The organism is Nonomuraea sp. NPDC049400, assembly GCF_044466425.1.
In the GTDB taxonomy this organism is placed as follows: Bacteria; Actinomycetota; Actinomycetes; order Streptosporangiales; family Streptosporangiaceae; genus Nonomuraea.
The window spans coordinates 108,740-134,730 of record NZ_JBITMP010000001.1; the positions used below are offsets into that span (position 1 = coordinate 108,740).

The window sequence follows — 25,991 nt, forward strand, 5'->3', positions numbered from 1 at the left end:
GGCGCGCTGGTACGGGCCGATAGCCTGCCGGAATGATTCGTCGAACGGCCGCCGCCGCCATGCTGGCCCTGCTGGTGGCGGGGTGCGGCGGGGGCTCAGCGGTGAGCGACCTCGGCACCGTGGTCAAGGGCGCCAAGGGCTCGACCGTACGTGTCGAGCTGCGCCCCGGGCAGCGGTTCTCGCTGGCCGTCGCCGACAACCCGTCGGTGGGCGACAACTGGGACCTGGTCGAGGTCCCGGACCCGAAGGTGGCCTCGTTCATCAGCGAGGAGCACGAGAGCAAGGGCGAGGGGGTCGGGGCAGGCCGCACCACCTACTTCGTGTTCAACAGCAAGCGCCCCGGCACGACGGAGATCAGGCTGCGCAACTGCTGGCGGTGCGGCCAGTCCACGACGCCGCCCAACGAGGAGAGCAGGCAGCAGTCGGGCGAGGCCGTCTTCTCCGTCATCGTGCGTTGACGTCCTCCAAGGCGCTCGTCCAGCACGACTGAACCGTCGCCAAAGATAGTGACAACATGTCACGAAGCAACGGTACTGTGGGGATCATGGACTTCATCCGGGTGCGCGCGTCCTCCGACGGTGCGGAGACGATCTCCTATTGGACCGGCGACGTGTACGGCTGGCAGGACGACGGCGGGCCGCACCACCTGTTCGGGTTCGAGGGGCTCAACGTGGCCAGGGCGGTCGAGACCGACGGCGGCTGGCAGCTGCTGACCAGGGAGGCCGCCCTCTACCTCGACCCCACGAGCAGGGAAGTGCTCGACTCCTGGGACAACCCGTTCACGGAGCGCACGGTCGAGGTGCAGCACGTCTTCAACGACCCGGTCAACCAGCGGCTCGGCGCCTACCCGGTGCCCACCACCCGCCTGGGCGACCAGATCGTCTACAACGTGGACATCCGGCTGGCCTACCCCTCGCCGCTGAAGGTCGCCGACCATCCCGAGAACTCGGCGAGCGACACGTACCGGGCGCTGGAGCTGTTCCAGTTCTTCGTCTCGGCCAAGGATCTCGACTCGGGCGTGCCGGACGTGCCGTGCGTGTTCTCGTGGTGCCGGGTGTCGCCGTGGCTGCCGTGGATGGCGATGGGGCAGCGCGGGGGCGGGCTGGTCTACCACTGCAGGGGCGCCAAGGTGGCCGAGCTGCCGCAGCGGCTGCGCGAGCGGGTGGGCGAGCGGTTCCTGCACGCCCCCACCGAGTGGTCGGCGCCCAATATGACCAGTTGGACGGCCTTTGCGGATAAGGTCAGGCGTGAGCACTGACCTGTTCTGCGAGATCATCGCGGGTGAGCGACCGGCGACCATGGTCCACTCCGACGAGGTGGCCGTCTCGTTCCTGGACGCCCGGCCGGTCTTCAAGGGGCACGTGCTGGTGGTGCCCAGGGTCCACGTGGAGACGCTCGCCGACCTCACCGACGTGGGGCCGTTCTTCGAGCGGGTGCAGGCCATGGCCAGGGCGGTGGAGCAGGGGCTGCAGGTCGCCGGCACCTTCGTGGCCATGAACAACCGCGTCAGCCAGAGCGTGCCCCACCTGCACGTGCACATCGTGCCGCGCAACAACAAGGACGGGCTGCGCGGCTTCTTCTGGCCGCGGACCAAGTACGACTCCGCCGAAGAGGCCGAGTCGTACGCGGATCTAATTGCCAAAGCCCTGTGAAGTAAGCTCCGCTGCGTGGAGTACGTGGTCGGCGTCGCCGTGGTGGCGGTGCTCGTCAGCGTGCCCGCGATCGTGCTCTGGCGCGTCATGCGGGGCCGCCGCGAGCTGGGCACCAGCCCGGCGGAGCGGGCCACGTTCGAGACCCTGCACACCGCCTCACTGGCCGGGCCGCCGCTGCGGGCCGGGCTGACCGCCGACGGCGCCGAGCGCGCCTCGCGGCACCTGCGCGCGCTGCTCGGTTGCGCCGCACTCGCCATCACCGACGGCGAGCGGCTGCTCGTGTACGACGGCGCCGGGGACCACCACGCCGACCAGGCGTTCGAGCACGCGGCCGCCACCTTGAAAGACGGCCGCACCCAAGTGCTGACCATCGACTGCGAACTGCTCGAATGCCCGATCCACCACGCCGTGGTCGTGCCGCTCACCACCGACGACCGGGTGGTCGGCGCCCTGGCCGCCTACGGGCAGACCGCCTCCGCGGGCCTGGTTCGGGCGGCGCAGGAGGTGGCCGGGTGGGTGGACTCCCAGCTGGAGCTGGCCGAGCTGGACCGCTCGCGCACGCTGCTCATGGAGGCCGAGGTGCGGGCGCTGCGCGCGCAGATCTCGCCGCACTTCATCTACAACTCGCTCACCACGATCGCCTCCTTCGTCCGCACCGACCCGGAGCGGGCCAGGGAGCTGCTGCTGGAGTTCGCCGACTTCACCCGCTACTCCTTCCGCAGGCACGGCGAGTTCACCACGCTGGCTGAGGAGCTGCGCTCGATCGACCGCTACCTGATCCTGGAGCGGGCCAGGTTCGGCGACCAGCTCCAGGTGACCCTGCGCATCGCGCCCGAGGTGCTGCCGGTCGCGGTGCCGTTCCTGTGCCTGCAGCCGCTGGTCGAGAACGCCGTCAGGCACGGCCTGGAGAGCCGCAACGGGGTCGGCCGCATCACGATCATCGCCGAGGACGCGGGGGCCGAGTGCCGCATCAGCGTCGAGGACGACGGGCTCGGCATGGACCCCGACCGGCTGCGCCGCATCCTCGCAGGTGACATCCCCGCCTCGGGCGGCGTCGGGCTGGCCAACGTGGACGAGCGGCTGCGTCAGGTGTACGGCGACGAGTACGGCCTCGTCGTCGAGACCGCCAAGGGAGCGGGCACAAAGGTCAACGTCAGGTTGCCGAAATATCACCCAGGCGTCTCTGCCCGTTGACCTCGATCTTTGTTGTCGGTTTTATCACTGTCTATGGCACAACTACGGGTCCTCGCGGTCGACGACGAGCTGCCTGCCCTCGAAGACCTGTCGTACCTGCTGCGTGCCGATCCCCGCATCGGCGAGGTGGCCACCGCCAGGGACGGCGCGGCGGCGCTGCGGCTGCTCGACCGCGCCATCGCCGAGGGGCGGCCGATCGACGCGGTGTTCCTCGACATCCGCATGCGCGGGCTCGACGGGGTGGTGCTCGGGCGGCTGCTGTCGCAGTTCGCGAACCCGCCGCGGGTGGTGTTCGTGACGGCGTACGAGGAGCACGCCGTGGACGCGTTCGAGATCAAGGCCGAGGACTACCTGCTCAAGCCCGTACGCCCGGAGCGGCTGGCGGAGGCGATCAGGCGGGTGGCGGTCTCCGCCGACGTGCCCGTGGAGGGCGGGGAGACCGACACCATCCCGGTGGAGCTGGGCGGGGTGACGCGGTTCGTGTCCAGCGCGGACGTGATCTACGTGGAGGCGCACGGGGACTACGCGCGGCTGCACACGGCGGCGGGCAGCCATCTGGTCCGCATCCCGCTGGCCACCCTGGAGGAGCGGTGGGCCTCGGCCGGGTTCGTACGCGTGCACCGCAGCCATCTGGTGGCGGTCAAGCACATCGAGGAGCTGCACATCGACTCGGGCAAGTGCACGGTGCGGGTCGGCGACACGGAGCTGCCGGTCAGCCGCCGCCACACGCGCGAACTACGGGACCTGCTGGTCCGGCGGGCCAGGAAGGCGAGGTCGGCGCCGTGATGAGCCCCGAGCCGCGGCCCGGACGCCGCGTGCCCCTGCCCAAGACCGATGCCTCGCGGCGGGAGACCCCGCGCAGGGTGGCCGTGATGAGCCCGCGCACGGCCGCCGCGCGCCGCCCCCGCTACCCGGCCACCAGGGAGATCGACGAGCAGACCCGGCTCGGCGAGGTCTACATGCGCTCGTACCTGCGTACCCAGTTCAGGCTGGCGCTGTTCGTGTGCACGGTGCTGGCCTGCGTGGTCGGCGGGCTGCCGCTGCTGTTCCTGCTCATCCCGCAGCTGCGCTCGGTGCACCTGCTCGGCGTGCCGCTCCCGTGGGCGGTGCTCGGCGGGCTCATCTACCCGGGCTTCGTCATCGGCGCCTGGCTGTACGTGCGCCAGGCCGAGCGCAACGAACGCCACTTCGCCGAGCTGGTCGAACGCCGATGAGCTTGACGGCGGTGCTGGTCGTCGTGGTGGCGGCCGTGCTCATCGGGGCGTTCGGGATCAGGTTCTCCCGTACCACCTCCGACTTCTACGTCGCCTCCCGCACGGTCAGCCCGCTCTGGAACGCCTCGGCCATCGGCGGCGAGTACCTGTCGGCGGCCTCGTTCCTGGGCATCGCCGGGCTCATCCTGTCGTTCGGCGTGGACATGCTCTGGCTGCCCGTCGGCTGGACCGGCGGGTACCTCGTGCTGCTGGTGCTGGTGTCGGCGCCGCTGCGGCGCTCGGGGGCGTACACGCTGCCGGACTTCGCCGAGGCCAGGCTCGAGTCGATGACCGTGCGCCGCACCGCGAGCGTGCTCGTCGTGCTGATCGGCTGGCTCTACCTGATGCCGCAGTTCCAGAGCGCCGGCCTGGTGCTGCGCACGATCACCGGCGCACCGGTGTGGGTCGGCGGGCTGCTGGTCGCGGTCGTCGTGGCGGTGAACGTGCTGTCCGGCGGCATGCGGTCGATCACGTTCGTGCAGGCGTTCCAGTACTGGCTCAAGCTGACGGCGCTGGCCGTGCCGCTGGTGTTCCTGCTGATGGCGTGGAAGGCCGGCGGGGCGCCCGCGGTGGGCGCGCAGGACGCCGCCACCTGGCAGGTGCCGCTGTCCGGCGGCAAGGAGTACGGGCTGTACTCGACGTACTCGCTCATCCTGGCCACGTTCCTGGGCACCATGGGGCTGCCGCACGTGCTGGTGCGGTTCTACACCAACCCGGACGGCCGGGCCGCGCGGCGGACCACGCTGGTCGTGCTGTCCCTGCTCGGGGCCTTCTACCTGCTGCCCGCCGTCTACGGCTGGCTCGGCCGGCTCTACGCGCCCGACCTGGTGCGTACCGACACGGTCGTGCTGACGCTGCCCGCGCGGATGGTCGGCGGCACGCTCGGCGACGTGCTGACGGCGCTGGTCACGGCGGGGGCGTTCGCCGCGTTCCTGTCCACCTCGTCGGGGCTGACCGTGTCCGTGGCGGGCGTGATCGCGCAGGACCTGCTCAAGGGCGGGGTGCGCTCGTTCAGGATCGCCACGCTGATGGCGGTGGTGGTGCCGCTGGCCCTGGCGCTGTGGGCGCGGGCGCTGCCGGTGGCGGACGTGGTGGGGCTGGCGTTCGCGGTGGCGGCCTCGTCGTTCTGCCCGCTGCTCGTGCTGGGCATCTGGTGGCGCCGCCTGTCCACCACGGGAGCGCTGGCCGGGCTGCTCGTGGGCGGGGGGCTGGCGTGCGCGGCGGTGCTCGTCACGATCACCGCCGGCCCGCACGACGGGCCCGCGGGGGCTCTGCTCGCCCAGCCGGCGGCGTGGACGGTGCCGATCGCGTTCGCGGTGATGGTGTCGGTGTCGTTCCTGACGCCGCACCGGGTGCCGCCCGGGGTGGCCAGGACCATGGTGCGGCTGCACGCCCCGGAAGACCTCGACCTCGACCGCGGCGACTGGCGCCCGCGGTCCTCCTAGCCGCCCATCACGCCGCGCGTCCGGGCGTCGTGGCCGAAACGGCGTGCCCGGCGGGGGCACGAGGCCGGTGACGGGTCAGGGGGGCGGCAGCTCGCCCGAGCCCCTCGCCACCAGCTCCACCGGGACCTTGACCCGGCGGGGGGACGGTGACGGGTTCAGCAGCAGGTCCACCGCGCTGCGGGCCAGGCGGGTCGTGTCGTAGCGGACCACCGTCACCCCCGGGTTGAAGACGTCCGCCAGGGCGAAGTCGTCGAACCCCACGTACGCGGGCCGCTCGGGCCGCTCCCGCAGCGCCTGGAGGATGCCGATCGCGGCGCGGTTGTTGGTGGCGAAGAAGGCCGTCGGCGGGTCGGCGAGGTCGAGGAGGCGGGTGACCTCGTGCGAGACCCGCCACGGGTCGAAGATCCCGCGCACCACCAGCGCGTCGTCGGCGGCCACCCCCGCCGCGTGCAGCGCCATGCGGTAGCCGCTCGCGCGGTCGTGCACCGAGCTCAGTCCTTCGTCGTCCGAGATCAGCGCGATCCGGCGGTGGCCGCGGGCCAGCAGGTGCTCGGTCGCTGCCCGGCCGCCCCGCACGTCGTCCAGCAGCACCACGTCCGCCGACTCGAGCCCGGGCGGCACCCGGTCCACGAACACCATGGTGAGCGAGGCGTGCTCGGCCAGCCAGGCGTGATCGGCCGCCGACGGGACGACGATCAGGGAGTCCACGCCGCGCGCGTACATGGACTCGATGAGCATGCGCTCCTTGTCCGGGCTCTCCTCGTACGAGCCGAAGACCACCAGCGCCTCGTGCTCGGCCGCGGCGGACTCGACGGCGGCGGCGAGGCGCGAGTAGAACTCGTTGGAGATGTTCTCCATCACCAGGCCCAGCGTCAGCATGGTCGCGCCCCTGGCCAGGCGGGCGGCGGCCTCGTTGCGGCGGTAGCCGAGCGCGCTGATCGCAGCCTGCACCCGCTCCTGCAGCGAGGCCCTGACGTGCGGTTCCTGGTTGACGACCCGGGAGACGGTCTTGAGACTCACGCCCGCGTGACGGGCCACGTCGGCCATGGTCGGCTTGCGCGTGGCCGCTTGGTCGCCGCCCAGATCCCGCTCTGTCATAGTCTGCCCCCATGGATGACGAATGGATCTGTGGCCGGATGGGCGAGGACGAGCCCTGGGTGCTGGGCGCGGTCAACCCGCCGGTGTTCGAGAACTCGCTGTTCACCTTCGCGACGGCGGAGGAGCTCGGCGCGGCCATCAGGGACGAGGACGAGCGGTACGTCTACTGGCGGGGGACCAACCCGACGGTCGATCTCGCCCAGCGTAAGCTCGCCGCGCTCGAGCGGGGAGAGCGGGCGAAGTGTTTCGGGTCGGGAATGGGGGCCATCGCGGCCACCATCTCCTCGCTCGTGCAGGCCGGGGACCACGTCCTGGTGCTGGGCGCGGTGTACGGGCCCACCACCCAGTTCCTCCGTTACCTGGAGAAATTTGGTGTCACGCATACGCACGTCAGCGACCTCGCGGGATGTGACAGCGCTATCAGGCCGAGTACCCGCCTACTCTACTTCGAATCGCCCTCCTACATGGCCTACGCCGTGGTGGACATCGCGGAAGTGACGGCATGGGCTCGGGAGCACGGGCTGGTGACCGTCATGGACAACACCTGGTCCACGCCCATCTTCCAGAAGCCGCTGACCATGGGCGTCGATCTCGTCGTGCACTCGTTGTCGAAGTACGTCGGCGGGCACAGCGACCTCGTCGGCGGCGTGGTGGTCGGCCCGTCCAGGCTGATCAGGCCGCTGGCGCTGACCGAGTACCAGCTGTACGGGGCCGCCATGTCGCCGCACGACGCGGCCAAGGTGATCAAGGGCCTGCGGACGCTGCCGGTGCGGATGGCGGCGCACCAGGAGCGGGGGCTGGCGGTGGCGGAGTTCCTGAACGGGCACCCGGCTGTGCGGTCGGTGAACCATCCCGGCCTGCCCTCCCATCCGGGGCATGCCACCGCGTTGCGGCAGATGTCGGGATTTTCCAGCCTGTTCAGCCTGGTGCTGGACACGGAGTCGCGGGAAGAGGTCGGCGGTTTCCTCAATAAATTGCGACATTTCAGGATCGGGGTGTCTTGGGGAGGCTTCGAGAGCCTGGTGAACGCGCCCGCCCTGTCCACCGAGGAGAGCGTGCGGGCCACCATGGGCATCCCGGTCGGTCTCGTCCGCCTCTCGGTCGGTCTGGAGCCCGCGGACACTTTGATCAAGGATCTCGGTCTAGCGCTGGAGGGGGTTGGTCGCCTAGCGTGACCTGACAGCGCTGTCTAAACGCGGGAGGCTCGTCATGACCAAGCCCTTCCTGGCGGCCGCCGTCGCCGCCACACTGGTGCTCGCCGGGTGCGGCTCCGGCTCGTCGTCCTCGGGAGAGGTACGGCTCCGCATGATCGAGAGCCTGACCAGTCCCGAACGCACGAAGCTCATCAAGTCCCTGCTCAACGACTTCGAGAAGGCGAATCCCGGCATCAAGGTCGAGCTGGTCTCGCCGCCCCTGGACAGCGCCGACCAGAAGATCACCCAGATCCTGCAGACCAAGAAGGACCTGGACGTGCTGGAAGTCCGCGACCACACGGCCAAGTCCTACTCCAACAACGGCTGGCTGGCCGAGCTGCCCACCACGGAGTGGCCCGGCTGGCCGGACCTGACCGAGCTGGCCCAGAAGAAGGCGGTCGAGGTCGGGGGCAAGGCGTACCTGATCCCGTACGGCTTCTACCAGCGCACGCTCTTCTACCGTACGGACTGGGGCATGGCCCAGCCCCCTGCCACATGGCAGGAGCTCTACGAGGCGGGCAAGAAACTGACCTCGGGCAACCGCTACGGCTACTCGTTCCGGGGCGGCAAGGGCGGGGCGGACTACGCGGTCCAGATGATCAGCGCGTACAACGGCGAAGCCCTGAATCCCGAAAAATCCTTCTATCTCAAGGACAAGCGCACCATCTTCTCCACCCCCGAGGCCGCCCAGGCCCTGGACCTCTACGTCAAGATCTTCAAGGAGGCGTCCCCGCCCGACTCCGTCTCCTGGGGGTATCCCGAGATGGTCCAGGGCTTCACCTCGGGCGTCACCGGCATGCTCATCCAGGACCCCGAAGTGATCAAGACCGTCCAGGAGAGCGGCGTCACGGCCTGGTCGACGGCCCCCATCCCCAAGGGCCCGTCCGGGTACGCCTTCCAGCCCGTCGGCTACGCCGGATGGGGCGCCACGTCGTTCTCCAAGCACCAGAAGGAGGCGGTCAAGCTGGTGCAGTTCCTGTCGGAGGCCAAGCAGAGCATCGCCTTCGCCAAGGGCAACTCGCTCATCCCGATCTCCAAGCAGGCCCAGAGCGACCCGCAGTTCTCGCAGGGCGCGTGGAAGGCGTACCTGCAGGCCCAGCAGGACCCCAAGCAGGTGATCACGATCAGGCCGGTCGACTACCCGGGCTGGAGCCAGTTCCTCGTCGACTCCGACCGTGACGTCCAGGCCCTGATCACCGGCAAGAAGACCGTGGCCGAGGTGCTCAAGTCGTGGGACGCCTTCTGGACGGACCAGGCCAAGAAGGTCTCATGAGCCAGGCGCGCACCTTCACCTCCCGCAAGGCCGGATTCATCGCGCTGTGCCTGCTGCCAGGCGTGGTGTTCGTGGCCCTGTTCACGTACTACCCGGTGATCCGCGGCGCGGTGATCGCCTTCCAGCGCTACAACCTGTTCGACATCACCTCCACGCCCTTCGTCGGCCTGGAGAACTTCCGGGCCGTCCTGGCCGAGGACCGCTTCTGGACGGCGCTGCGGAACACCGGCACGTGGGTGGTCGTGTCGCTGTTCTTCCAGTTCTTCCTGGGCTTCGGACTGGCGCTGCTGCTGCGGCGGCACTTCCGCGGCAGGGGCTTCTACCAGGCGTGGGTGTTCTTCCCCTGGGCCATGTCGGGGTTCCTGATCGGGCTGCTGTGGCGGTGGATGTTCAACGGGCAGTTCGGCGTGCTCAACGACCTGCTGCTCAAGACCGGGATCATCGACCAGCGCATCGGCTTCCTGGCCACCCCGGGCTGGGCGATGACGTCGGTGATCGTGGCCAACATCTGGTACGGCGTCACGTTCTTCGCCATCATGATCATGGCCGCGCTGCAGTCGGTGCCCAAGGAGCTGTACGAGGCGGCGTCGGTGGACGGCGCCTCGCGCCTGCGGCAGTTCTGGCACGTCACGCTGCCGCACATCCGGCCCACGCTCGCCCTGATCGTGCTGCTGCGGATCATCTGGATCCTGAACTTCCCCGACCTCATCTACTCGATGACCGGCGGCGGCCCGGCCGGCAGCACCGACATCATCACGACCTTCCTCATCCAGCAGGTCATCGGCGGCGACTACGGCCGCGGGGGCGCGGTCGGCCTGCTCATCCTCGGCCTGCTGCTGTCCTTCAGCGTCTTCTACCTCAACGCGACGAGATTCGAGAAAGCCAGATGAGACGTGTTGCGACCGCGGCCAAGGTCGTCGTGCTGGGCGCCTGGCTGCTGATCACCCTCTTCCCCCTCTACTGGATCGTCGTCACCTCGCTCAAGCCCAAGTCCGAGATCTTCTCGATGCCGCTCAAGTACTGGCCGGGCAACGTGACGTTCGAGCACTACGAGGAGCTGTTCTCCTTCGCCGACTTCGGCGTGTACCTGCTGAACAGCCTGCTCGTCTCCCTCGTCGCGGCCGCCGCGGTGACCGCGATCGGCGTGCTGGGCGGCTACACGCTGGCCCGCTTCGCCTTCCCCGGCAGGGGCGCGCTGATGCTGGCGTTCCTGGTCACGCAGATGATCCCGCTGTTCATCGCGCTCGGCCCCCTCTACCTGCTGATGTCCGACCTCGACCTGCTCAACCGGCTGGCCGGGCTGATGCTGGTGTACGTGGCCATGCTGGTGCCGTTCGCCACGATCATCATGCGCGGCTTCTACGAGCGGGTGCCGGTCGCGCTGGAGGAGGCCGCGCAGGTGGACGGGGCCTCGCGGCTGGTGGCCATGGTCCGGGTGGTGATCCCGGTCATGCTGCCGGGGATCGCGGCCACATTCATCTTCGCGTTCGTCCAGTGCTGGAATGAGCTGTTCCTGGCGATCACCTTCATCGACAGTGAGGACGCCAAGACCATCCCGGTGGCCATGAACTCCTTCATCACGCAGTACGACATTGATTGGGGGTCCATGGCGGCCGCCACCGTGGTGTCGGTCCTGCCGACGCTCGTCCTGTTCGCCGCCATCCGCCGCTACATCGTCGAGGGGCTCACCGCGGGCGCCGTCAAAGGCTGACGGAGGCCGGGGCGCGTCACCTGACCCAGTAGCGAATGTCTCGGTAACGGGACTCGGCGCGGCCCTCGCCGTGGTGGTAGACGCCGTTCTTGAAGTGACGGGTCGCCGGTCCGCGGTCGTCGACGGTCGCGACGAGACGGTCGTCGACGTAGACGTCGATCTTCCCGGCGCCGGCGTCGTGGGCCACCTTGAGGTTCAGCCACGTGTTGTAGACGCCGGTCTTGAGCACGGTGCCGTTGTAGATCCGCAACGTGCCGCCGTTGTCGTCGGAGGCGTTGACCATGAAGTCCGTGGCCGGGGTGCCGGACGGGCGCTTGACCCGCAGGATCTGCATGACGGTGGCGCCGTCGGTGCCGGCGGCGACGTACACGTCGGCGTCCCACATGTGCCGGCCTGCGGAGTATTCCTGGAACCAGCGCATCTCGGTGCGCGGGTCCGTCGTCGAGCCCTCCTCCATGGGTTCGTCGGTCGAGTAGACCCACATCCGGTGCGTCCCGGTCGCGGCGTCGTACGAGTAGCGCTGGCTGAGGCTCAGATTCCAGGGCTTCTGCATCTTGTAGGTGAAGCTCGCCTGCCGCCAGCCGGTCGTCGGGTCGAGCCGCGAGGCGGCCTGGGAGGGGGCGGCGACGGAGAGCCCGCCCAGCAGGATCGTGACGCCGGCGAGGGCCATCGTGCGCTGGAGTGGCATGGGGTGCTCCTTGTCCACGGCGGGGGTGACCGAGCCCTTGCTTTGTACCGGCGTAGAACCGCTCCTGTCCAGATGCATCCGATGATTAGCGAAACGGCCAAATCGGTTATCGTCATGACCGTCAAGCGCTGACGGCGCGATTTCCGCAGCTCATCGCCTTTCCTAGCTATAAGGAAGGTTTCCAGAGCATTGACAACGCCGCTCAAGGTTCCTTGACGGCAGTGATTCCGTGTGTCATACAGGCGAAAGGTCCGACCTCTCTCTGCGTCCTGGAGCCCTCGAATGACACCCCCCATGGAAGATCCAACCCGCCGAGCCGTGATCGGCACGGCCGCCGGCGGCCTGGCGCTCGCCCTCGTCCCCTCCACGGCCACCGCTGCCGCCGCCCGAGCGGAGACTCGATCCGGCTCCGGCTGGCGCCTCCGGGAGCGAGTGCCCTGGCCGGAGTTCATGAAGGGCCAGGACCTGCTCTGGGGCAGGATGCCCAGGTCCTGGTACGAGGGCCCGTTCCTCGGAGACGGGCTGCTGGGCAGCATGATCTACCAGGAGCCCGGCCAGAACAAGATCCGCTTCACCGTCCAGCACGGCCGCGTCCAGGACCACCGGCCCCAGTTCGGCAGCGGCTGGGGCACCTGCCGCCTGCCCGTCGGCCACGTCACGCTCGACCCCGTCGGCACGATCACCGCCGTCGACTGGCGGCTCAACCTCTGGGACGCCGAGCTCACCGGCACCGTCACCACGGACAAGGGCACGCTCTCGTTATCCGCGTTCATCCACGACGAGCTCCTGGTCGCCAGGGCGGAGGCGGACGGCGAGGAGCAGGTCCGCTGGACGTTCCACCCCGAGGACGCCGTCAGCCCCCGATCGGCCTCCGAGGCGCCGCCCAGCGGCTACACGCCCAACCCCGCCTGGACCACCGCGACCGCCGGTGACGTCCAGCAGGTGCTCCAGCCGCTCACCGGCGGAGGACAGACCGCCACCGCCTACCGCGTCAAGGACGGAACGCTCCTGGTCACCGTGGCCCACAGCTTCCCGTCCGGCACCGAGGCCCAGGAGACCGCGCTCAACAAGATCCGGAACGCGCGGTCGTACGGGATCATGAGGAAGCGGCACCGGGACTGGTGGCACGACTTCTACGGCAAGAGCTTCGTCTCCCTGCCCGACCAGCGGTTGCAGAGCTTCTACTGGATCCAGCTGTACAAGGTGGCCGCGGCCAGCCGGACGGGCGGCCCCGTCATGGCGACGACAGGCCCCTGGCTGGAGACCACGCCGTGGCCCGCGGTGTGGTGGAACCTCAACGTGCAGCTCGAGTACTGGCTCATCCACGGCGCCAACCACCTCGAGCTCGACTCGCTCACCAGCACGCTCGACCGCAACCGCGACCAGCTCGTCGCCAACGTGCCCGCCGCGTACAGGGACGACTCCGCGGGGATCGGGCGCAGCTCCGACATGTTCTGCAACCGGAGCGTCGGCACGCCGGGCTCGGGCGCCGAGGTGGGCGACCTCACGTGGGCGCTGCACAACGTCTGGCTCACCTACCGGCACACCATGGACGATCGGCTCCTGCGCGACACGGTCTTCCCGCTGCTCAGGCGGGCGGTCAACTACTACCTGCACTTCCTGGCCCCCGGCGCGGACGGGAAGCTGCACCTGCCCAGCACGCTGTCGCCCGAGTACCCGGTCACGCCGCCGCAGGACACCAACTACGACCTGGCGCTGATCCGGTGGGGCTGCCAGACGCTGATCGAGTCGGCCGAGCGGCTCGGGATCGACGACCCGCTCAAGGCGAAGTGGCGCGAGGTGCTCGACACGCTCGTGGCCTACCCGGTCGACGCGAACGGCTTCATGATCGGGGCGAACACGCCGTACGCGCAGTCGCACCGCCACTACTCGCACCTGCTCATGGTCTACCCCCTGTACCTGGTCAACTGGGACCAGCCGGAACACCGGGAGCTGATCGAGAAGTCGGTGGCCCACTGGCAGTCGCTGACGAGCGCGCACCGCGGCTACAGCTACACCGGCGCCGCCTCGCTCTACGCGATGATGGGCCGAGGCGACACCGCCCTGTCCTACCTCTCGCGGTTCTTCGACCCGGCCAGCCGCTACCCGTGCCGGCCCAACACCCACTACGCCGAGGGCGGCCCCGTCATCGAGACGCCGCTGTCGGCCTCCCAGTCGATCCACGACATGCTCTGCCAGAGCTGGGGCGGGATCGTCCGGGTCTTTCCCGCCGTGCCCGCCGCGTGGAAGGACGTCGCGATCCACGACTTCAGGACGCAGGGGGCGTTCCTGGTCTCGGCGGTGCGCAAGGGCGGGCGTACCGCGTTCATCCGGATCAGGAGCCTGGCCGGGGCGCCGCTCAGGCTCAAGCACGGCCTGGACGGGCCGCCCGCCGCCGTGCTCTCCGACGGGCGGCCGGTCGCGGTGAAGGACCTGGGGGCGGGCGTGGTGGAGATCGCCCTGGACAAGGGGGGCGAGGTGCTCGTCCACACGGGCACGCGGCCCGACCCGGTCATCGCCCCCGTGCCGGTGAGCCTGCCCGGGCAGGCGTGGGGCCTGCCGCCGATCCCGCCGCCCGGCCCGACCACGCCGGTGGACCTGTCGGCATACCTCGACAACGACGGGGTCTCCACGCACGAGGCGATGACCGACGGGGACTTCGACGGGTCCGGCTACACCTACCCGGCAGAGGAGCTGCCGCCGGCGGGGCCGCTCGTCCACGAGGGCCTGAGCTTCGTCTTCCCCGCGTACGGGGACGCCGCCAAGAACAACGCCACCGGCCAGGGACAGACGATCACCGTGCCCGCCGGGACGTACGCCAAGGTCCGGCTCCTGGGCTCGGCCAGCTCCGGGCCCGTCACCTCGACGCTGACCGCCACGTACGCGGACGGCGCCACGGCCCAGGTGCCGTTCACCATGCCCGACTGGGGCGGCCAGCCGGGTGCCGGGGCCACGGAGGTGCTCCGCTGCACCCACCGCCACGGCCGCACGGGCACGAACGCGCTGCGGGTGGGGCTGTTCGAGATCCAGGCCGCCCTCGACCCGGCCAAGGAGCTGCGCTCGCTCACCCTGCCCGCGCTCACCCGCCCCCAGCTGCACCTGTTCGCGCTCTCGCTGGAAGGACCCCGATGACCGGCATCTCACGCAGAGCGTTCGTGGCGGGCGCCGGAGCGGCCGCCGTGGCGGTGACCTCGCCCGTGGCGTGGGCCCAGGCGTCGCCCGGCGGGGACGTGCACGGAGACGTCCTGGCCGACGCCGCCATGGTGTGGCGGCGGCCGCCCGCCGGCTGGCAGGAGGGCCCGTTCATGGGGAACGGGTTCCTCGGTGTGCACGTCTACCAGAAGGCCGGCGAGGGCGACGTGCTGCGCTTCATGCTTAACCACTCCCTCGTGCAGGACCAGCGGGGCCAGTGGGAGGCGGCGATCGGCTACTCGCGGCTGCCCATCGGCTATCTCACGCTGACGTTCGCCGGGTCCGTCACGGCCGTGGACTGGCGGCTGGACCTGGAGCACGCCGAGCTGACCGGCACGGTGACGACCTCGCAGGGGAGCGTGCGGCTCACCGCGCTGGTGCTCAACCAGCGCGACGTCCTGCTGGTGTCGCTGGAGACCAGCGCGGGGGAGGAGGCGGCGGTCTGGGGCTTCACGCCGCTGCCGTCCGCCACCACCAGGACGATCCGCCGCCCGCCCGACTACACCGCCAACCCCGACCCGGTGGTCGCCGACGGGCACGTCGAGCAGCCCATGCACGCGGGCGGCGGCTACACCACCGCCTGGCGCGAGCTCACCCAGGGCGGCAGGCGGCTGCTCGCCGCCACGATCGTGTACGGCTACCCCGACTCGACCGGCGCCGAGCAGGCCGTACGGACCGTGCGCCAGGTGCTCGACGGCCACCCGGAGGCGCAGGTCCTGGCGCACCGGCACTGGTGGAAGCGGTTCTACCGGCGCAGCCTGGTCTCCGTCCCGGACAAGAAGCTGCAGCGCTTCTACTGGATCCAGCTCTACAAGATGGCCTGCGCCACCCGGGAGAACGCCCCCGTGGTGACCGAGTGGGGGCCGTGGTTCCCCGAGGTGGGCAACAGCTGGACGAACATCTGGTGGAACCTGAACGTCCAGGTCGCCTATCCGATGATCAACGGCTCGAACCACCCGGAGCTGGACGCCATCACCACGACGTTCCGGAAATATCACGAGAACCTGGAGCTCAACGTCCGGCCCGAGTACCGCGACGGGAAGTCCTGGGCGCTCTGCCACCCGGGCGACCGCATGCTCCGTCCCGGGCCGCGCTACGTCGGCATCCCGGGGGTGAGCCCGAACGACCACACGGGCAACCTGACCTGGGCCATGCACAACGTCTGGCTCGCCCACCGGCACAGCATGGACGCCGCGGTGCTCAAGGACGTGCTGTATCCGGTCCTCACGCGGGCGATCGCGTACTACGACCGGTTCCTCGTCGAGGGCGCCGACGGGAGACTGCACCTGCCGGAGACCCGCTCGCCCGAGTACGCCAACGCCTCCGACGCCACCTATGATCTCTCGCTCATCCGCTGGGGTTGCCGGACCCTCCTCGACACCGCGGAGCGGCTGCGCGCCGACGATCCGCTCGTGCCCCGGTGGCGGGAGATCCTCGCCCGGCTGACGCCGTACCACCGGAACCAGCAGGGCGTCATGATCGGGGCGGACGTGCCGCTCGCCGAGTCGCACCGGCACTACTCGCACCTGCTCTGGCTCTACCCGCTGCGCGAGTCGCTCGACCGGACGAGCTTCGAGCACTGGGCGAGCATGCGCGAGCGCTGGCACGGCTACAGCTTCGCGGCCGCCTCCTCGATGGAGACGTTATTCGGCAATCCGGAGAAGGCGCTGTCCTACCTGCGCTTCTTCATCGACGGGAACGTGGCGGACAACTGCGCGATCACGCCCAACACCATGTACAGGGAGGGCTCGAACCTCGCCGTCGAGAGCCCGCCGGCCGCCGCGCAGTCGCTGCTCGACATGCTGATCCAGAGCCACGGCGGCGTGGTCGAGGTGTTCCCGGCGGTCTCGGCGACCTGGGCCGACGCCTCGGTGGAGAGGCTGCGGACGCAGGGGGCGTTCCTGGTGGACGCCTCGCGCAGCCGGGGGCGTACGGACTGGGTGCGGGTGAGCAGCGAGGCGGGCGAGCCGCTGCGGCTGAGGCACGGCATCGACGGCCCGTTCGAGGTCAGCGACGAGCGCGGCAGGCGCCTGCCGTACCGAGGGGAGGAGACGATCGAGATCCCGCTGCGCAAGGGCGCGACCGCGATGATCGCCCGGCGCGGCGTCCGGCCGTCGCAGGCCTGGGACGTTCCGGCGAACGGGAGCGCTCCGGCATGGGGGCTTCCATAACGCGGTGAAAGGGATGGGCTACCGCTCATCGCACACAACAGACCTTTCACCGCAGCCCATGACCAACTAAGCGCCAGAGCCCAGCGCCTCGCCGAACAACGCCATCACGGACCTCCCCGACGGGTAGGTTGCGCTCTTACGTTGGGCGTGATCCGCATCACAGTGGAGGTCTCGTGACGACCAGAGAACATGACGCGTCGGTATATGAACAAGTGCAGGAGAGCAGTGAGTTCCAGGAATTGAAACGGCGCTTCCGCGCCTGGACGTTCCCCATGACCGTGGCGTTCCTCGTGTGGTACCTGCTCTACGTGGTGCTGTCCGGATGGGCGCGCGGCTTCATGGGGATCAAGTTGCTCGGCGACATCAACGTCGGCCTTGTTTTCGGTTTGCTCCAGTTCGTCTCCACGTTCCTCATCGCGTGGGCGTACTCCAGGCACGCCGAGAAGAAGCTCGACCCGATCGCCGACAAGCTCCGCCACGAGGTTGAGGAGAAGTCCAAGTGAGCTCCACGACCCTGGGGATGATCCTCTTCCTCACCTTCGTCGCCGCGACGCTGGGGATCACGTTCTGGGCGAGCCGCCAGACCAAGACGGCCGCCGACTACTACGCGGGCGGCAGGTCGTTCAGCGGCGTGCAGAACGGCCTGGCCATCGGCGGCGACTACATGTCGGCAGCCTCCTTCCTCGGCATCGCGGGCATCATCGCGCTGTCCGGCTATGACGGGTTCCTGTATTCGATCGGGTTCCTGGTCGCCTGGCTGGTCGCGCTGCTGCTGGTGGCCGAGCTGATGCGGAACTCCGGCAAGTTCACCATGGCCGACGTGCTCGCGTTCAGGATGAGCCCGCGCCCCGTGCGCACGGCGGCCGGCGTGTCCACGATCGTGGTGAGCATCTTCTACCTGCTGGCCCAGATGGTGGGCGCGGGCGCGCTGGTCGGCCTGCTGCTCGGCATCACCAGCGAGGCGGGCAAGGCGTGGACGATCGTCGGCGTGGGCGCGCTGATGATCGTGTACGTGGTCTTCGGCGGCATGAAGGGCACCACCTGGGTGCAGATCGTCAAGGCCGTGCTGCTCATGGGCGGCGCCGCGCTCGTGACGGTGCTGGTGCTCGGCAAGTTCGGCTTCAACCTGTCGTCCCTGCTCGGCCAGGCCGCCACCACCAGCGGCCCCAAGGCGAACCCCGGCAACTTCCTCATCCCCGGCCTGAAGTACGGCACGGACGCCCAAGGGCTGGCCGGCAAGATCGACCTCATCAGCCTGGGCCTCGCCCTCGTCCTCGGCACCGCGGGCCTGCCGCACATCCTCATCCGCTTCTACACCGTCCCCACCGCCAAGGACGCCCGCAAGTCGGTCCTGTGGGGCATCGGCATCATCGGCGTGTTCTACCTGCTGACCCTGGTCCTCGGCTTCGGCGCGGCGGCCCTGGTCGGCAAGGACGCGATCGTCAAGGGCGACAAGGCGGGCAACACGGCCGCCCCGATGCTGGCCGAGAAGGTCGGCGAGGAGATCTTCGGCCCGGTCGGCGGCACGATCCTGCTGGCCCTCATCGGCGCCGTCGCCTTCGCCACGATCCTCGCCGTGGTGGCCGGCCTCACGCTGGCCTCCTCCTCCAGCTTCTCCCACGACCTGTACGCGCACGTCTTCAAGCGCGGCCAGGCCACCGAGCGCCAGGAGGTCGTGGTGGCCCGCGTGTCCGCCCTGGTCATCGGCGCCGTCGCGATCGGCCTGGGAATCCTGGCCCAGGGGCAGAACGTCGCCTTCCTGGTCGCCCTGGCCTTCGCCGTCGCCGCCTCCGGCAACCTGCCCGCGATCCTCTACAGCCTGTTCTGGAAGCGGTTCAACACGACGGGCGCCGTCTCGGCCATCTACGGCGGCCTGGGGTCCGCGTTGATCCTGGTCATCTTCTCGCCCGTCGTCTCCGCGCCCGCGCCCCCGCCCGGGACCGCGGTGACGGCGCTGATCGCGGGCGTGGACTTCCACTGGTTCCCGCTGAGCAACCCCGGCATCGTGTCGATCCCGATCGGCTTCCTGTGCGGGTGGCTCGGGACGATCCTCAGCAAGGAGTACAACGCCGCGAAGTACGCCGAGATGGAGGTCCGCTCCCTCACCGGCGTCGGCGCGGAGAAGGCCACCGAGCACTGACGTCTCCCTGAAGGCGCCTCCCTGCCCCTCCGAAGGCGCCTGCCCCCAGGGGCCCGGTCTCGCCCCGAGACCGGGCCCCTTTCTTCCGCGATTCCGTCCGTCCATATCCTGACGTTCATGGCAAACGACTACCGTCATGCGGAGCTGCGGGATTTCCTGCGATCGCGGCGCGCCCGGCTGACCCCCGCCGACGTGGGGCTGCCGGAAGCGGGCCGGCGGCGCACCCCCGGCCTGCGGCGCGAGGAGGTCGCGGTGCTGGCGGGCGTCGGGGTGTCCTGGTACACCTGGCTTGAACAGGGGCGCGACATCACGGTCTCCAGCGAGGTGCTCGACGCGATCGGCCGGGCGTTGCGGCTGGACGAGGCCGAACGACGGCACCTGTACCTGCTGTCCGGCCTGAACCCGCCGCCACGCGGCGCGGCGGCGGCCGACTCGGTCACGGCGGAGCTGCGCCGTGTGATCGACGCCTGGTCCCCTCGCCCGGCCTACATCATGAACAGGCACTGGAACTTCGTGGCAGTCAATGACGCCGCCCGCGCGGTCTTCGGCTACGGCCGGACTGATCAGAACTGCCTGGTCGCCTATTTCACCAACGAGCGCTTCCGCGCCGTGAGCCTGGACTGGGCAGAGCACGCCGCCGAGGTGGTGGGCAGATTCCGTGCGGACGCCGCGCAGTACCCCGGTGACCCGGAGTTCGAGCGCATCGCCGGCGAACTCTGTGCGGCCAGCCCCGAGTTCGCCGAGATCTGGGCCCGACATGACGTCACCAACAGCAACGCCGCGGTGAAGTCGATCCGCCACCCGGATGCCGGCGACCTCCACTTCGAGGCACTGAAGATGCCGCTGAACGACCACCCCGGCCTGCACCTCGTGCTGCACAACCCCCGGCCGGGCACCGAGACCGAGGCGAGGCTCGACAAGCTGGTGCCGGCACACCCACGATAACTGGAGTCTGGGTATCTCCCCTGGCCGGCGGCACGATCGTGGGCATGAGAGCTATCACGATCCCTGAGTTCGGCGGTGCGGACGTCCTTCGGGCGGCCGAGGTGAAGGTGCCCGAGCCCGGTTCTGGCCAGGTCGCCATCGACGTCGCTTACGCGGGCGCCAACTTCGCCGAGATCCTCTACCGGCAGGGCGTCGCGCCGGTGCCGCTGCCCTTCGTGCCCGGCATCGAGGTCTCCGGCCACATCCGCGCCCTCGGCTCCGGCGTGACCGGCCTGCGCGCCGGCCAGCCCGTGGCGGCACTGACCATCGTCGACAGCGGCGGCTACGCCGAGGTGGTCACCACCTCCGCCGACCTGGTGGCCCCGCTCGACGGCCTCGACCTCGGGCTGGACGTCGCCGCGGCGATCCCGTCCAACAGCACCACGGCCTTCCTCGTGCTCGACAGAGTGGCCCGCATCGCGCCCGGCGAAAGCGTTCTGGTGCATGCTGCCGCCGGCGGGGTGGGCAGCCAGCTCGGTCAGGCCGCCAGGCTGCTCGGCGCGGGCCGCGTGGTCGGCACGGTCGGCAGCCCCGCCAAGATCGAGACCGCCAAGGGCTTCGGCTACCAGGAAGTGGTGCTGCGCGAGGAGCACCCCTCCGGCTTCGACATCGTGGTCGACATGGTGGGCGGCACGGCGCGCCGTGCCGGGATCGACGCGCTCAACCCGATGGGCCGCCTGATCGTCATGGGCAACGCCAGCGGCGCCGACGACGTCGGCATTCCCGCCAACGAGCTGTGGTTCACCAACAAGACCGTGTCAGGGTTCAACCTGGCCGCCTTCTCCGCCGCTTTCCCGGAAGCGGCGGGACGTGCGCTGCGCTGTGCCGTCGCCGCCGCAGCGGCAGGCGACCTGAGCCTGCGCGTCGAGGCGCTGACACTGGATCAGGCGGCCGAGGCGCACCGGCGCATCGAGTCCGGCGCGACCACGGGCAAGCTCGTGCTCAAGGTCGCACACTGAAACGCTGGGTAATGAGTTGTTGACGGGGTTTAGGCGGTATGGGTACGTTCTCAGATGTGTGAACGTTGCCACACCAGTGGAGGCGAATCCCCCGATGAGAACCCCGCTCGTCCGCTGGTCCGTCCTGTCGGTTTCCCTGGCACTGGCACTCGCCTCGTGCGCCAAGGGCACCGGCGGCGGGGCGTCGGCGACTCCGTCGGCGGGTCAGTTCAACCCCGGCGCCACGTTCCAGGGCACCATTTCCGTCATGGGCTTCGGCGCGACGGACGAGATCGGGGCGACCCGCGTCGACCTGGCCAAGAAGGCGCTCGGCGGCGCGGACATCAAGCTGATCGAGGGGGACCTCGACATCCAGCAGTTCCTCTCCTCGGTGGCCGCGGGCGACCCGCCGGACCTCATCTACGCGGGCCGCGACCAGATCGGCACGTTCGCCTCCCGGGGCGCCATCATCCCGCTGACCCCGTGCATCCAGGGCGAGCAGATCGACACCTCGATGTACGACAAGGACGCGCTCGGCCAGGTGACGTTCGGCGACGAGGTCTGGGCCGTTCCCGAGTTCAACCAGGTCCAGATCACCATGGCCAACGGCGACCTGCTCAGGCAGGCCGGGCTGACGATCGACGACGTCAACGGCTCCAGCTGGGACAGGATCGCCGCCGCGGCCGGGAAGCTGTACAAGGCGCCGGGCGGCAAGCTCCAGGTGATCGGCTACGACAGCAAGCTGCCGGAGTTCCTGCCGCTGTGGGCCAAGGCCAACGGCGCCGACCTGCTGTCGGTCGACGGCAGGAAGGCGCAGCTCAACAGCCCGCAGGTGGTCAGGGCGCTGGAGTTCGCGGTCGGCGTCTACGACGCGCAGGGCGGCTTCGCGAAGGTCAAGGCCCTGCGCGACTCCGCCGACTTCTTCGGCAAGGGCAACCAGTTCGCCAAGGACGAGCTGGGCGCCATGCCCATGGAGCAGTGGTACGTCAACGTGCTCAACGACGTCTCACCCAAGGCGCCCCTGGTCTTCGACACCTTCCGCACGCCGCAGGGCGTGCCGCTGGCCTTCTCCTCGGGCCGCTCGTGGGCGATCCCCAAGGGGTCGAAGAACGCCGCAGCCGCCTGCCGGTTCGCCAAGACCATGACGCTCGTCGACACCTGGAAGGCCGCCGCCCAGGCACGGCTGGACAAGCGCAAGGGGGAGGGCAAGCCGTTCACCGGCGTCCTGACCGGCAACGTCAAGGCCGACGCGGAGATCGAGAAGATGCTCACCTCGGGCGGCCCCGTCTGGGACGCCGGCGTGAAGGCGTTCTACGAGGCCGCCAAGCACACCTTCAGCCTCCCCGCCAACCCGGCCGACAAGGAGTTCAAGACGGCCTGGCAGGACGCGGTGAACCGGGTGCTCAACGGCCAGGACAAGCCGCAGCAGGCGCTCGACAAGGCGCAGCGGGACGCCCAGGCCGCCCTGGACCAGGCATGGGCCGGCTGGACGAAGCGTACGAACTGAGATGCCCCATTCCCGACCGCCTTTCTGGCGGACCATGCGGTGGAAGGACACCCGGGCGGCCCTGCTGTTCATCAGCCCCTGGGTCATCGGGTTCCTGATCTTCACCGCGTGGCCCGTGATCAACAGCGCCTACCTGTCCCTGACCGACTACGACGTCATCAACGACCCGTCGTTCGTCGGCTTCGACAACTACAAGGCGCTCTTCGAGGACCCGAAGGTCGGGCTCGCGCTCCGGAACACCTTCCTGTTCACCGTGATGTCGGTCCCGGCCCAGCTCGTCGTCGCGCTCGCCCTGGCGCTGCTGCTCAACAGCGCCACGAAGGCCACCGGCTTCTTCCGCACGGCCTTCTACCTGCCCAAGATGACGCCGCCGGTCGCGATCGGCATCCTGCTGCTGATGCTGTTCAACGGCCAGAACGGCCTGATCAACAGCTTCCTCGGCCTCTTCGGCATCGAGGGGCCCGCCTGGACCACCGACCCTGACTGGGTCAAGCCCGGCCTGGTGCTGATGAGCCTGTGGACCGTCGGCGCCTCGATCGTCATCATCCTGGCCGCGCTGCGCGGCGTCCCCCAGGAGCTGTACGACTCCGCGCTCGTCGACGGGGCCGGCTGGTGGCGGCGGACGTGGCGCATCACCGTGCCGATGATCAGCCCGACGCTGTTCTTCCTGTTCATCGTGGACAGCATCAATGCCCTGCAGTCGTTCACCGAGGCGTACACCGCCTTCTTCGGCTCGGGCAACACCACCTACAGCAACGACGCGGCCCTCTTCTACGCGATCTACCTGTTCCAGCAGGCGTTCGAGTTCCTGCACATGGGCTATGCCTCGGCCCTCGCCTGGCTGCTGTTCATCGTGATCATGGCGATCACCGCCGTGCAGATCCTGGTGACCAGGCGGTTCGTCCACTACGAGGGGGGACAGTCGTGAGGCGGGCCGGCAGGATCCTGACGTGGGCCGCGCTCGGCGTGTTCACCGTCGCCTTCATCTACCCCTTCGTCTGGCTGCTGAGCGCCTCCTTCAAGCCGCGAAGTGAGGTGTTCGACCACCGCCTGATCCCCGAGACGTTCATCCTCGACAACTACGTCAAGGTGTGGCAGGAGGCGCCGCTCGCGCTCTGGATGTTCAACACGCTGCTGGTCACGGTGCTGGCGGCGGTGACCGTCACGATCACCAGCGCGATGGTGGCGTGGGGGTTCGCCTACTTCCGCTTCCCCGGCAGGGGAGTGCTGTTCGGCGTCGTGCTGGCCACGATGATGCTGCCGGGCGCGGTCACCATGATCCCGGTGTTCCTCATCTGGAACTCGCTCGGCATGGTCGGCACCCTCACCCCGCTCTGGGCCCAGAACCTGTTCGGCAGCGCGTTCTACATCTTCCTGCTGCGGCAGTTCTTCATGGGGCTGCCGCGCGAGCCGTTCGAGGCGGCCAGGATCGACGGGGCGAACAACTGGAAGATCTTCACCAAGATCGCGCTGCCGCTGTGCCGGCCCGCGATCGTGGTGACGCTGATGTTCGAGTTCCAGGCCGCCTGGACGGACCTGATGCGGCCGCTGATCTACCTGCGCGACTCCGCCACGTTCACCGTGCCGCGCGGGCTGAAGGCGCTGCTCGACCAGTTCGGGTTCGGCGGCGAGTGGCACTGGGAGATCGTCATGACAGCCAGCGTGATCACCACGATTCCGATGGTCATCCTGTTCTTCCTCGGCCAGAAGCACTTCATCAAGGGCATCGCGACGACAGGGAGCAAGGGATGAGGTTTTGCCACAGGCGGGGCGCGGGCACGTCCGCGCACCGGATCGAGGCGTTCGGCTAGAACATGCACATCACTCCCACCGACCAGGCGTACCACCTGGACGCCGGCTCCTACCGGCTGACGGTCTCGCGTACCGACCCCAGCGCCGAGCTGGAAGGCTGGATGACCCTCAGCCTGATCGCCTCGGTCAACACCGCGGGCGGGCGCGACGAGACGTACGAGACGCTGCCGCCCGTGCTCGCCGAGCGCGAGGGCGCTGTGATCTTCGACTTCCCCCAGCGCTCGACCGGGTGGGAGGCGAAGACGGTCCGGCTGACCTGCACTCCCGAGACGATCGCGGTGGAGGTGCGCGTCGAGGGCCACGGCGTGATCAGCGACGTGACGCTGCTCGGCGGGCGGGCCGTGCTCCACACCCGCGCGGCGGGCACGTTCCGCACGGGGCTGCACGCGCGCGGCGTCTTCAACCCCACGCCCACCCACCCGGTGCAGGTGGTGCGGCCGGTGTCCGTGCCGGTCGCGCTCACCGTCATCGGCGACGCCTCGCCGGGCCGCCTCCACGCGGTCTTCTCGCCGCCGCCGCTGGTGCTGGCCTTCTGCAAGGAGGAGCCGGACGGCCCAACCGCCGTGCCCGGCGGGCCCTGGCTCGGCGCCTCGGTACGCGCCGGCATCGGGGACCTGACCTTCACCGAGCTCGGCTACGAGCCGCTCGACGGCGGGGCGCTGCTGCGCTTCGACTACGAGTGCCGCACCTCGGTGAGCGGGAGCTGGCGCTCCCCGGCGGTCGTGTTCCGGGCCGCGTCGTCGCCGTGGGAGGCGATCTCGCACCACCGCCAGGACCTGCTCGCGCACGGCCTGGCCGCATCCGCCGGCGAGCGGCACGACTGGTGGAGCAGGCCGATCTTCTGCGGCTGGGGCGCGCAGTGCGCCAGGGCCGACGGCGTCTCGCCGACCGAGCTGTCCCGGCAGGAGCTCTACGACGAGTGGCTGTCCAGGCTGGAGGGGCACGGGATCGTGCCAGGGACGATCGTGATCGACGACCGGTGGCAGCTCGCGTACGGCGACCCGGTGCCCGACCCGGCCAAGTGGCCCGCATTAGGGGAGTGGATCGCCGCCAGGCACGCGCGCGGGCAGCGCGTGCTGCTGTGGTGGCGGGCATGGGCGCCTGACGGGCTGCCCGCCGAGGAGTGCGTGACGGACGCGGGCGGCCGCCCCGTGGCCGCCGACCCCTCGAACCCGGCCTACCGGCGCCGGATCCGTACGATCATGGACAGGCTCCTCGGCGACCTCGGGGCCGACGGATTCAAGATCGACTTCACGCAGAGGTTCCCCAGCGGTTCGCACCTGAAGTCGTACGGGACCACCTGGGGGCTCGCCCTCCTGCACGAGCTGCTCAGGACCATGTACGAGGCCGCCAAGAGCGTCAAGCCGGACGCCCTGATGGTCACCCACACCCCGCATCCCGCCTTCGGCGACGTCAGCGACATGATCCGGCTCAACGACGTGCTCGAGTGCGACCCCCACGGAGACCCCGTCCCCACCGTCGACCAGCTCCGCTTCCGGCACGCGGTGGCCACCCGCGCCATGCCCGGGCACCTGATCGACACCGACCAGTGGCCGATGCCCAGCAGGGCGGACTGGCTCGCCTACGCCGAGGCGCAGCCCGCGCTCGGCGTGCCCGCCCTGTACTACGTCGAGTCCATCGACAACTCCGGCGAGCGGATCAGCGGCGAGGACCTCGACCTCGTGGCGAAATGGTGGGGGTTCAGGAGGTGATGCGTCCATTGTGGGAACGATTGCGGAT

General features: G+C 69.6%; 23 protein-coding genes. 21 read left to right on the forward strand and 2 right to left on the reverse strand.

The annotated features are described in order from the left end of the window. Nucleotides 1-32 precede the first annotated feature (32 nt). The 7 genes from ACIBVN_RS00460 to ACIBVN_RS00490 all read left to right on the forward strand — a co-directional run bounded on the left by ACIBVN_RS00460 (nt 33) and on the right by ACIBVN_RS00490 (nt 5,544). The gene (locus tag ACIBVN_RS00460; protein ID WP_397131062.1) at nt 33-458 is read left to right on the forward strand and encodes a protease inhibitor I42 family protein; all 426 of its coding nucleotides are present in this window, start codon (nt 33-35) and stop codon (nt 456-458) included. An 86-nt stretch (nt 459-544) separates the two neighbouring features. After that, entirely contained in the window at nt 545-1,258 is a 714-nt protein-coding gene (locus ACIBVN_RS00465; RefSeq protein WP_397131064.1) for a DUF1838 family protein, read from the forward strand. Continuing rightward, nucleotides 1,248-1,652 (forward strand): HIT family protein, encoded by a 405-nt coding sequence (locus tag ACIBVN_RS00470; RefSeq protein ID WP_397131065.1) that lies wholly within the window; start codon nt 1,248-1,250, stop codon nt 1,650-1,652. The genes ACIBVN_RS00465 and ACIBVN_RS00470 overlap by 11 nt, the downstream gene beginning before the upstream one ends. 15 nt (nt 1,653-1,667) lie before the next feature. Next, nucleotides 1,668-2,846: a sensor histidine kinase gene (locus tag ACIBVN_RS00475; RefSeq protein ID WP_397131067.1), complete on the forward strand. Its 1,179-nt coding sequence runs from the start codon at nt 1,668-1,670 to the stop codon at nt 2,844-2,846. A 33-nt stretch (nt 2,847-2,879) separates the two neighbouring features. Next, nucleotides 2,880-3,632, forward strand: coding sequence for a LytR/AlgR family response regulator transcription factor (locus ACIBVN_RS00480; protein WP_397131069.1), 753 nt, complete (start codon nt 2,880-2,882; stop codon nt 3,630-3,632). Beyond that, the gene (locus ACIBVN_RS00485) at nt 3,632-4,060 is read left to right on the forward strand and encodes a hypothetical protein (RefSeq protein WP_397131070.1); all 429 of its coding nucleotides are present in this window, start codon (nt 3,632-3,634) and stop codon (nt 4,058-4,060) included. The genes ACIBVN_RS00480 and ACIBVN_RS00485 overlap by 1 nt, the downstream gene beginning before the upstream one ends. Continuing rightward, nucleotides 4,057-5,544 (forward strand): cation acetate symporter, encoded by a 1,488-nt coding sequence (locus tag ACIBVN_RS00490; protein WP_397131072.1) that lies wholly within the window; start codon nt 4,057-4,059, stop codon nt 5,542-5,544. Before ACIBVN_RS00485 ends, ACIBVN_RS00490 begins: the two co-directional genes overlap by 4 nt. A gap of 75 nt (nt 5,545-5,619) precedes the next feature. On the opposite strand, the gene ACIBVN_RS00495 is transcribed toward ACIBVN_RS00490, so the two are convergent. Further along, nucleotides 5,620-6,642, reverse strand: coding sequence for a LacI family DNA-binding transcriptional regulator (locus ACIBVN_RS00495; RefSeq protein ID WP_397131074.1), 1,023 nt, complete (start codon nt 6,640-6,642; stop codon nt 5,620-5,622). Nucleotides 6,643-6,653: 11 nt separating this feature from the next. Between ACIBVN_RS00495 and ACIBVN_RS00500 the strand changes: the two genes are divergently transcribed. Genes ACIBVN_RS00500 through ACIBVN_RS00515 form a run of 4 tightly spaced genes read left to right on the forward strand, consistent with a single transcriptional unit; the run spans nt 6,654 to nt 10,819 of the window. Next, nucleotides 6,654-7,817, forward strand: a complete 1,164-nt coding sequence (locus tag ACIBVN_RS00500) for a trans-sulfuration enzyme family protein (protein ID WP_397131076.1) — start codon at nt 6,654-6,656, stop codon at nt 7,815-7,817. Between the two features lie 34 nt (nt 7,818-7,851). Beyond that, the gene (locus tag ACIBVN_RS00505) at nt 7,852-9,108 is read left to right on the forward strand and encodes an ABC transporter substrate-binding protein (protein WP_397131078.1); all 1,257 of its coding nucleotides are present in this window, start codon (nt 7,852-7,854) and stop codon (nt 9,106-9,108) included. Then, nucleotides 9,105-9,998: a carbohydrate ABC transporter permease gene (locus tag ACIBVN_RS00510; protein ID WP_397131079.1), complete on the forward strand. Its 894-nt coding sequence runs from the start codon at nt 9,105-9,107 to the stop codon at nt 9,996-9,998. The genes ACIBVN_RS00505 and ACIBVN_RS00510 overlap by 4 nt, the downstream gene beginning before the upstream one ends. Next, entirely contained in the window at nt 9,995-10,819 is an 825-nt protein-coding gene (locus ACIBVN_RS00515) for a carbohydrate ABC transporter permease (protein WP_397131081.1), read from the forward strand. Before ACIBVN_RS00510 ends, ACIBVN_RS00515 begins: the two co-directional genes overlap by 4 nt. A gap of 16 nt (nt 10,820-10,835) precedes the next feature. Here ACIBVN_RS00515 and ACIBVN_RS00520 read toward each other — a convergent pair whose 3' ends face one another. Then, a complete protein-coding gene (locus ACIBVN_RS00520) occupies nt 10,836-11,507 on the reverse strand; it encodes a hypothetical protein (RefSeq protein WP_397131083.1) in 672 nt (223 codons plus the stop codon). A 294-nt stretch (nt 11,508-11,801) separates the two neighbouring features. On the opposite strand from ACIBVN_RS00520, the gene ACIBVN_RS00525 reads away from it, so the two are divergent. The 10 genes from ACIBVN_RS00525 to ACIBVN_RS00570 all read left to right on the forward strand — a co-directional run bounded on the left by ACIBVN_RS00525 (nt 11,802) and on the right by ACIBVN_RS00570 (nt 25,963). Further along, on the forward strand, nt 11,802-14,639 hold the full coding sequence (locus ACIBVN_RS00525) for a glycosyl hydrolase family 95 catalytic domain-containing protein (protein ID WP_397131084.1): 2,838 nt from the start codon (nt 11,802-11,804) through the stop codon (nt 14,637-14,639). After that, complete coding sequence (locus ACIBVN_RS00530; protein WP_397131086.1) at nt 14,636-16,870, forward strand: glycosyl hydrolase family 95 catalytic domain-containing protein; 2,235 nt, start codon at nt 14,636-14,638, stop codon at nt 16,868-16,870. The genes ACIBVN_RS00525 and ACIBVN_RS00530 overlap by 4 nt, the downstream gene beginning before the upstream one ends. A gap of 173 nt (nt 16,871-17,043) precedes the next feature. Continuing rightward, the gene (locus ACIBVN_RS00535; RefSeq protein WP_397131088.1) at nt 17,044-17,373 is read left to right on the forward strand and encodes a DUF485 domain-containing protein; all 330 of its coding nucleotides are present in this window, start codon (nt 17,044-17,046) and stop codon (nt 17,371-17,373) included. 17 nt (nt 17,374-17,390) lie between these two features. After that, nucleotides 17,391-19,010 (forward strand): cation acetate symporter, encoded by a 1,620-nt coding sequence (locus tag ACIBVN_RS00540; protein WP_397131636.1) that lies wholly within the window; start codon nt 17,391-17,393, stop codon nt 19,008-19,010. A 117-nt stretch (nt 19,011-19,127) separates the two neighbouring features. Further along, nucleotides 19,128-19,955, forward strand: a complete 828-nt coding sequence (locus ACIBVN_RS00545) for a helix-turn-helix transcriptional regulator (protein WP_397131090.1) — start codon at nt 19,128-19,130, stop codon at nt 19,953-19,955. A 44-nt stretch (nt 19,956-19,999) separates the two neighbouring features. Beyond that, the gene (locus ACIBVN_RS00550) at nt 20,000-20,953 is read left to right on the forward strand and encodes a zinc-binding alcohol dehydrogenase family protein (RefSeq protein WP_397131092.1); all 954 of its coding nucleotides are present in this window, start codon (nt 20,000-20,002) and stop codon (nt 20,951-20,953) included. 94 nt (nt 20,954-21,047) lie between these two features. Continuing rightward, nucleotides 21,048-22,439: an ABC transporter substrate-binding protein gene (locus tag ACIBVN_RS00555; protein WP_397131093.1), complete on the forward strand. Its 1,392-nt coding sequence runs from the start codon at nt 21,048-21,050 to the stop codon at nt 22,437-22,439. 34 nt (nt 22,440-22,473) lie between these two features. Continuing rightward, on the forward strand, nt 22,474-23,367 hold the full coding sequence (locus ACIBVN_RS00560) for a carbohydrate ABC transporter permease (protein ID WP_397131095.1): 894 nt from the start codon (nt 22,474-22,476) through the stop codon (nt 23,365-23,367). Further along, nucleotides 23,364-24,191: a carbohydrate ABC transporter permease gene (locus ACIBVN_RS00565; RefSeq protein WP_397131097.1), complete on the forward strand. Its 828-nt coding sequence runs from the start codon at nt 23,364-23,366 to the stop codon at nt 24,189-24,191. The genes ACIBVN_RS00560 and ACIBVN_RS00565 overlap by 4 nt, the downstream gene beginning before the upstream one ends. A 62-nt stretch (nt 24,192-24,253) precedes the next feature. After that, nucleotides 24,254-25,963 carry a hypothetical protein gene (locus ACIBVN_RS00570; protein ID WP_397131099.1) on the forward strand — a complete coding sequence of 570 codons (1,710 nt, stop codon included), beginning with the start codon at nt 24,254-24,256 and terminating at the stop codon, nt 25,961-25,963. Nucleotides 25,964-25,991 lie beyond the last annotated feature (28 nt).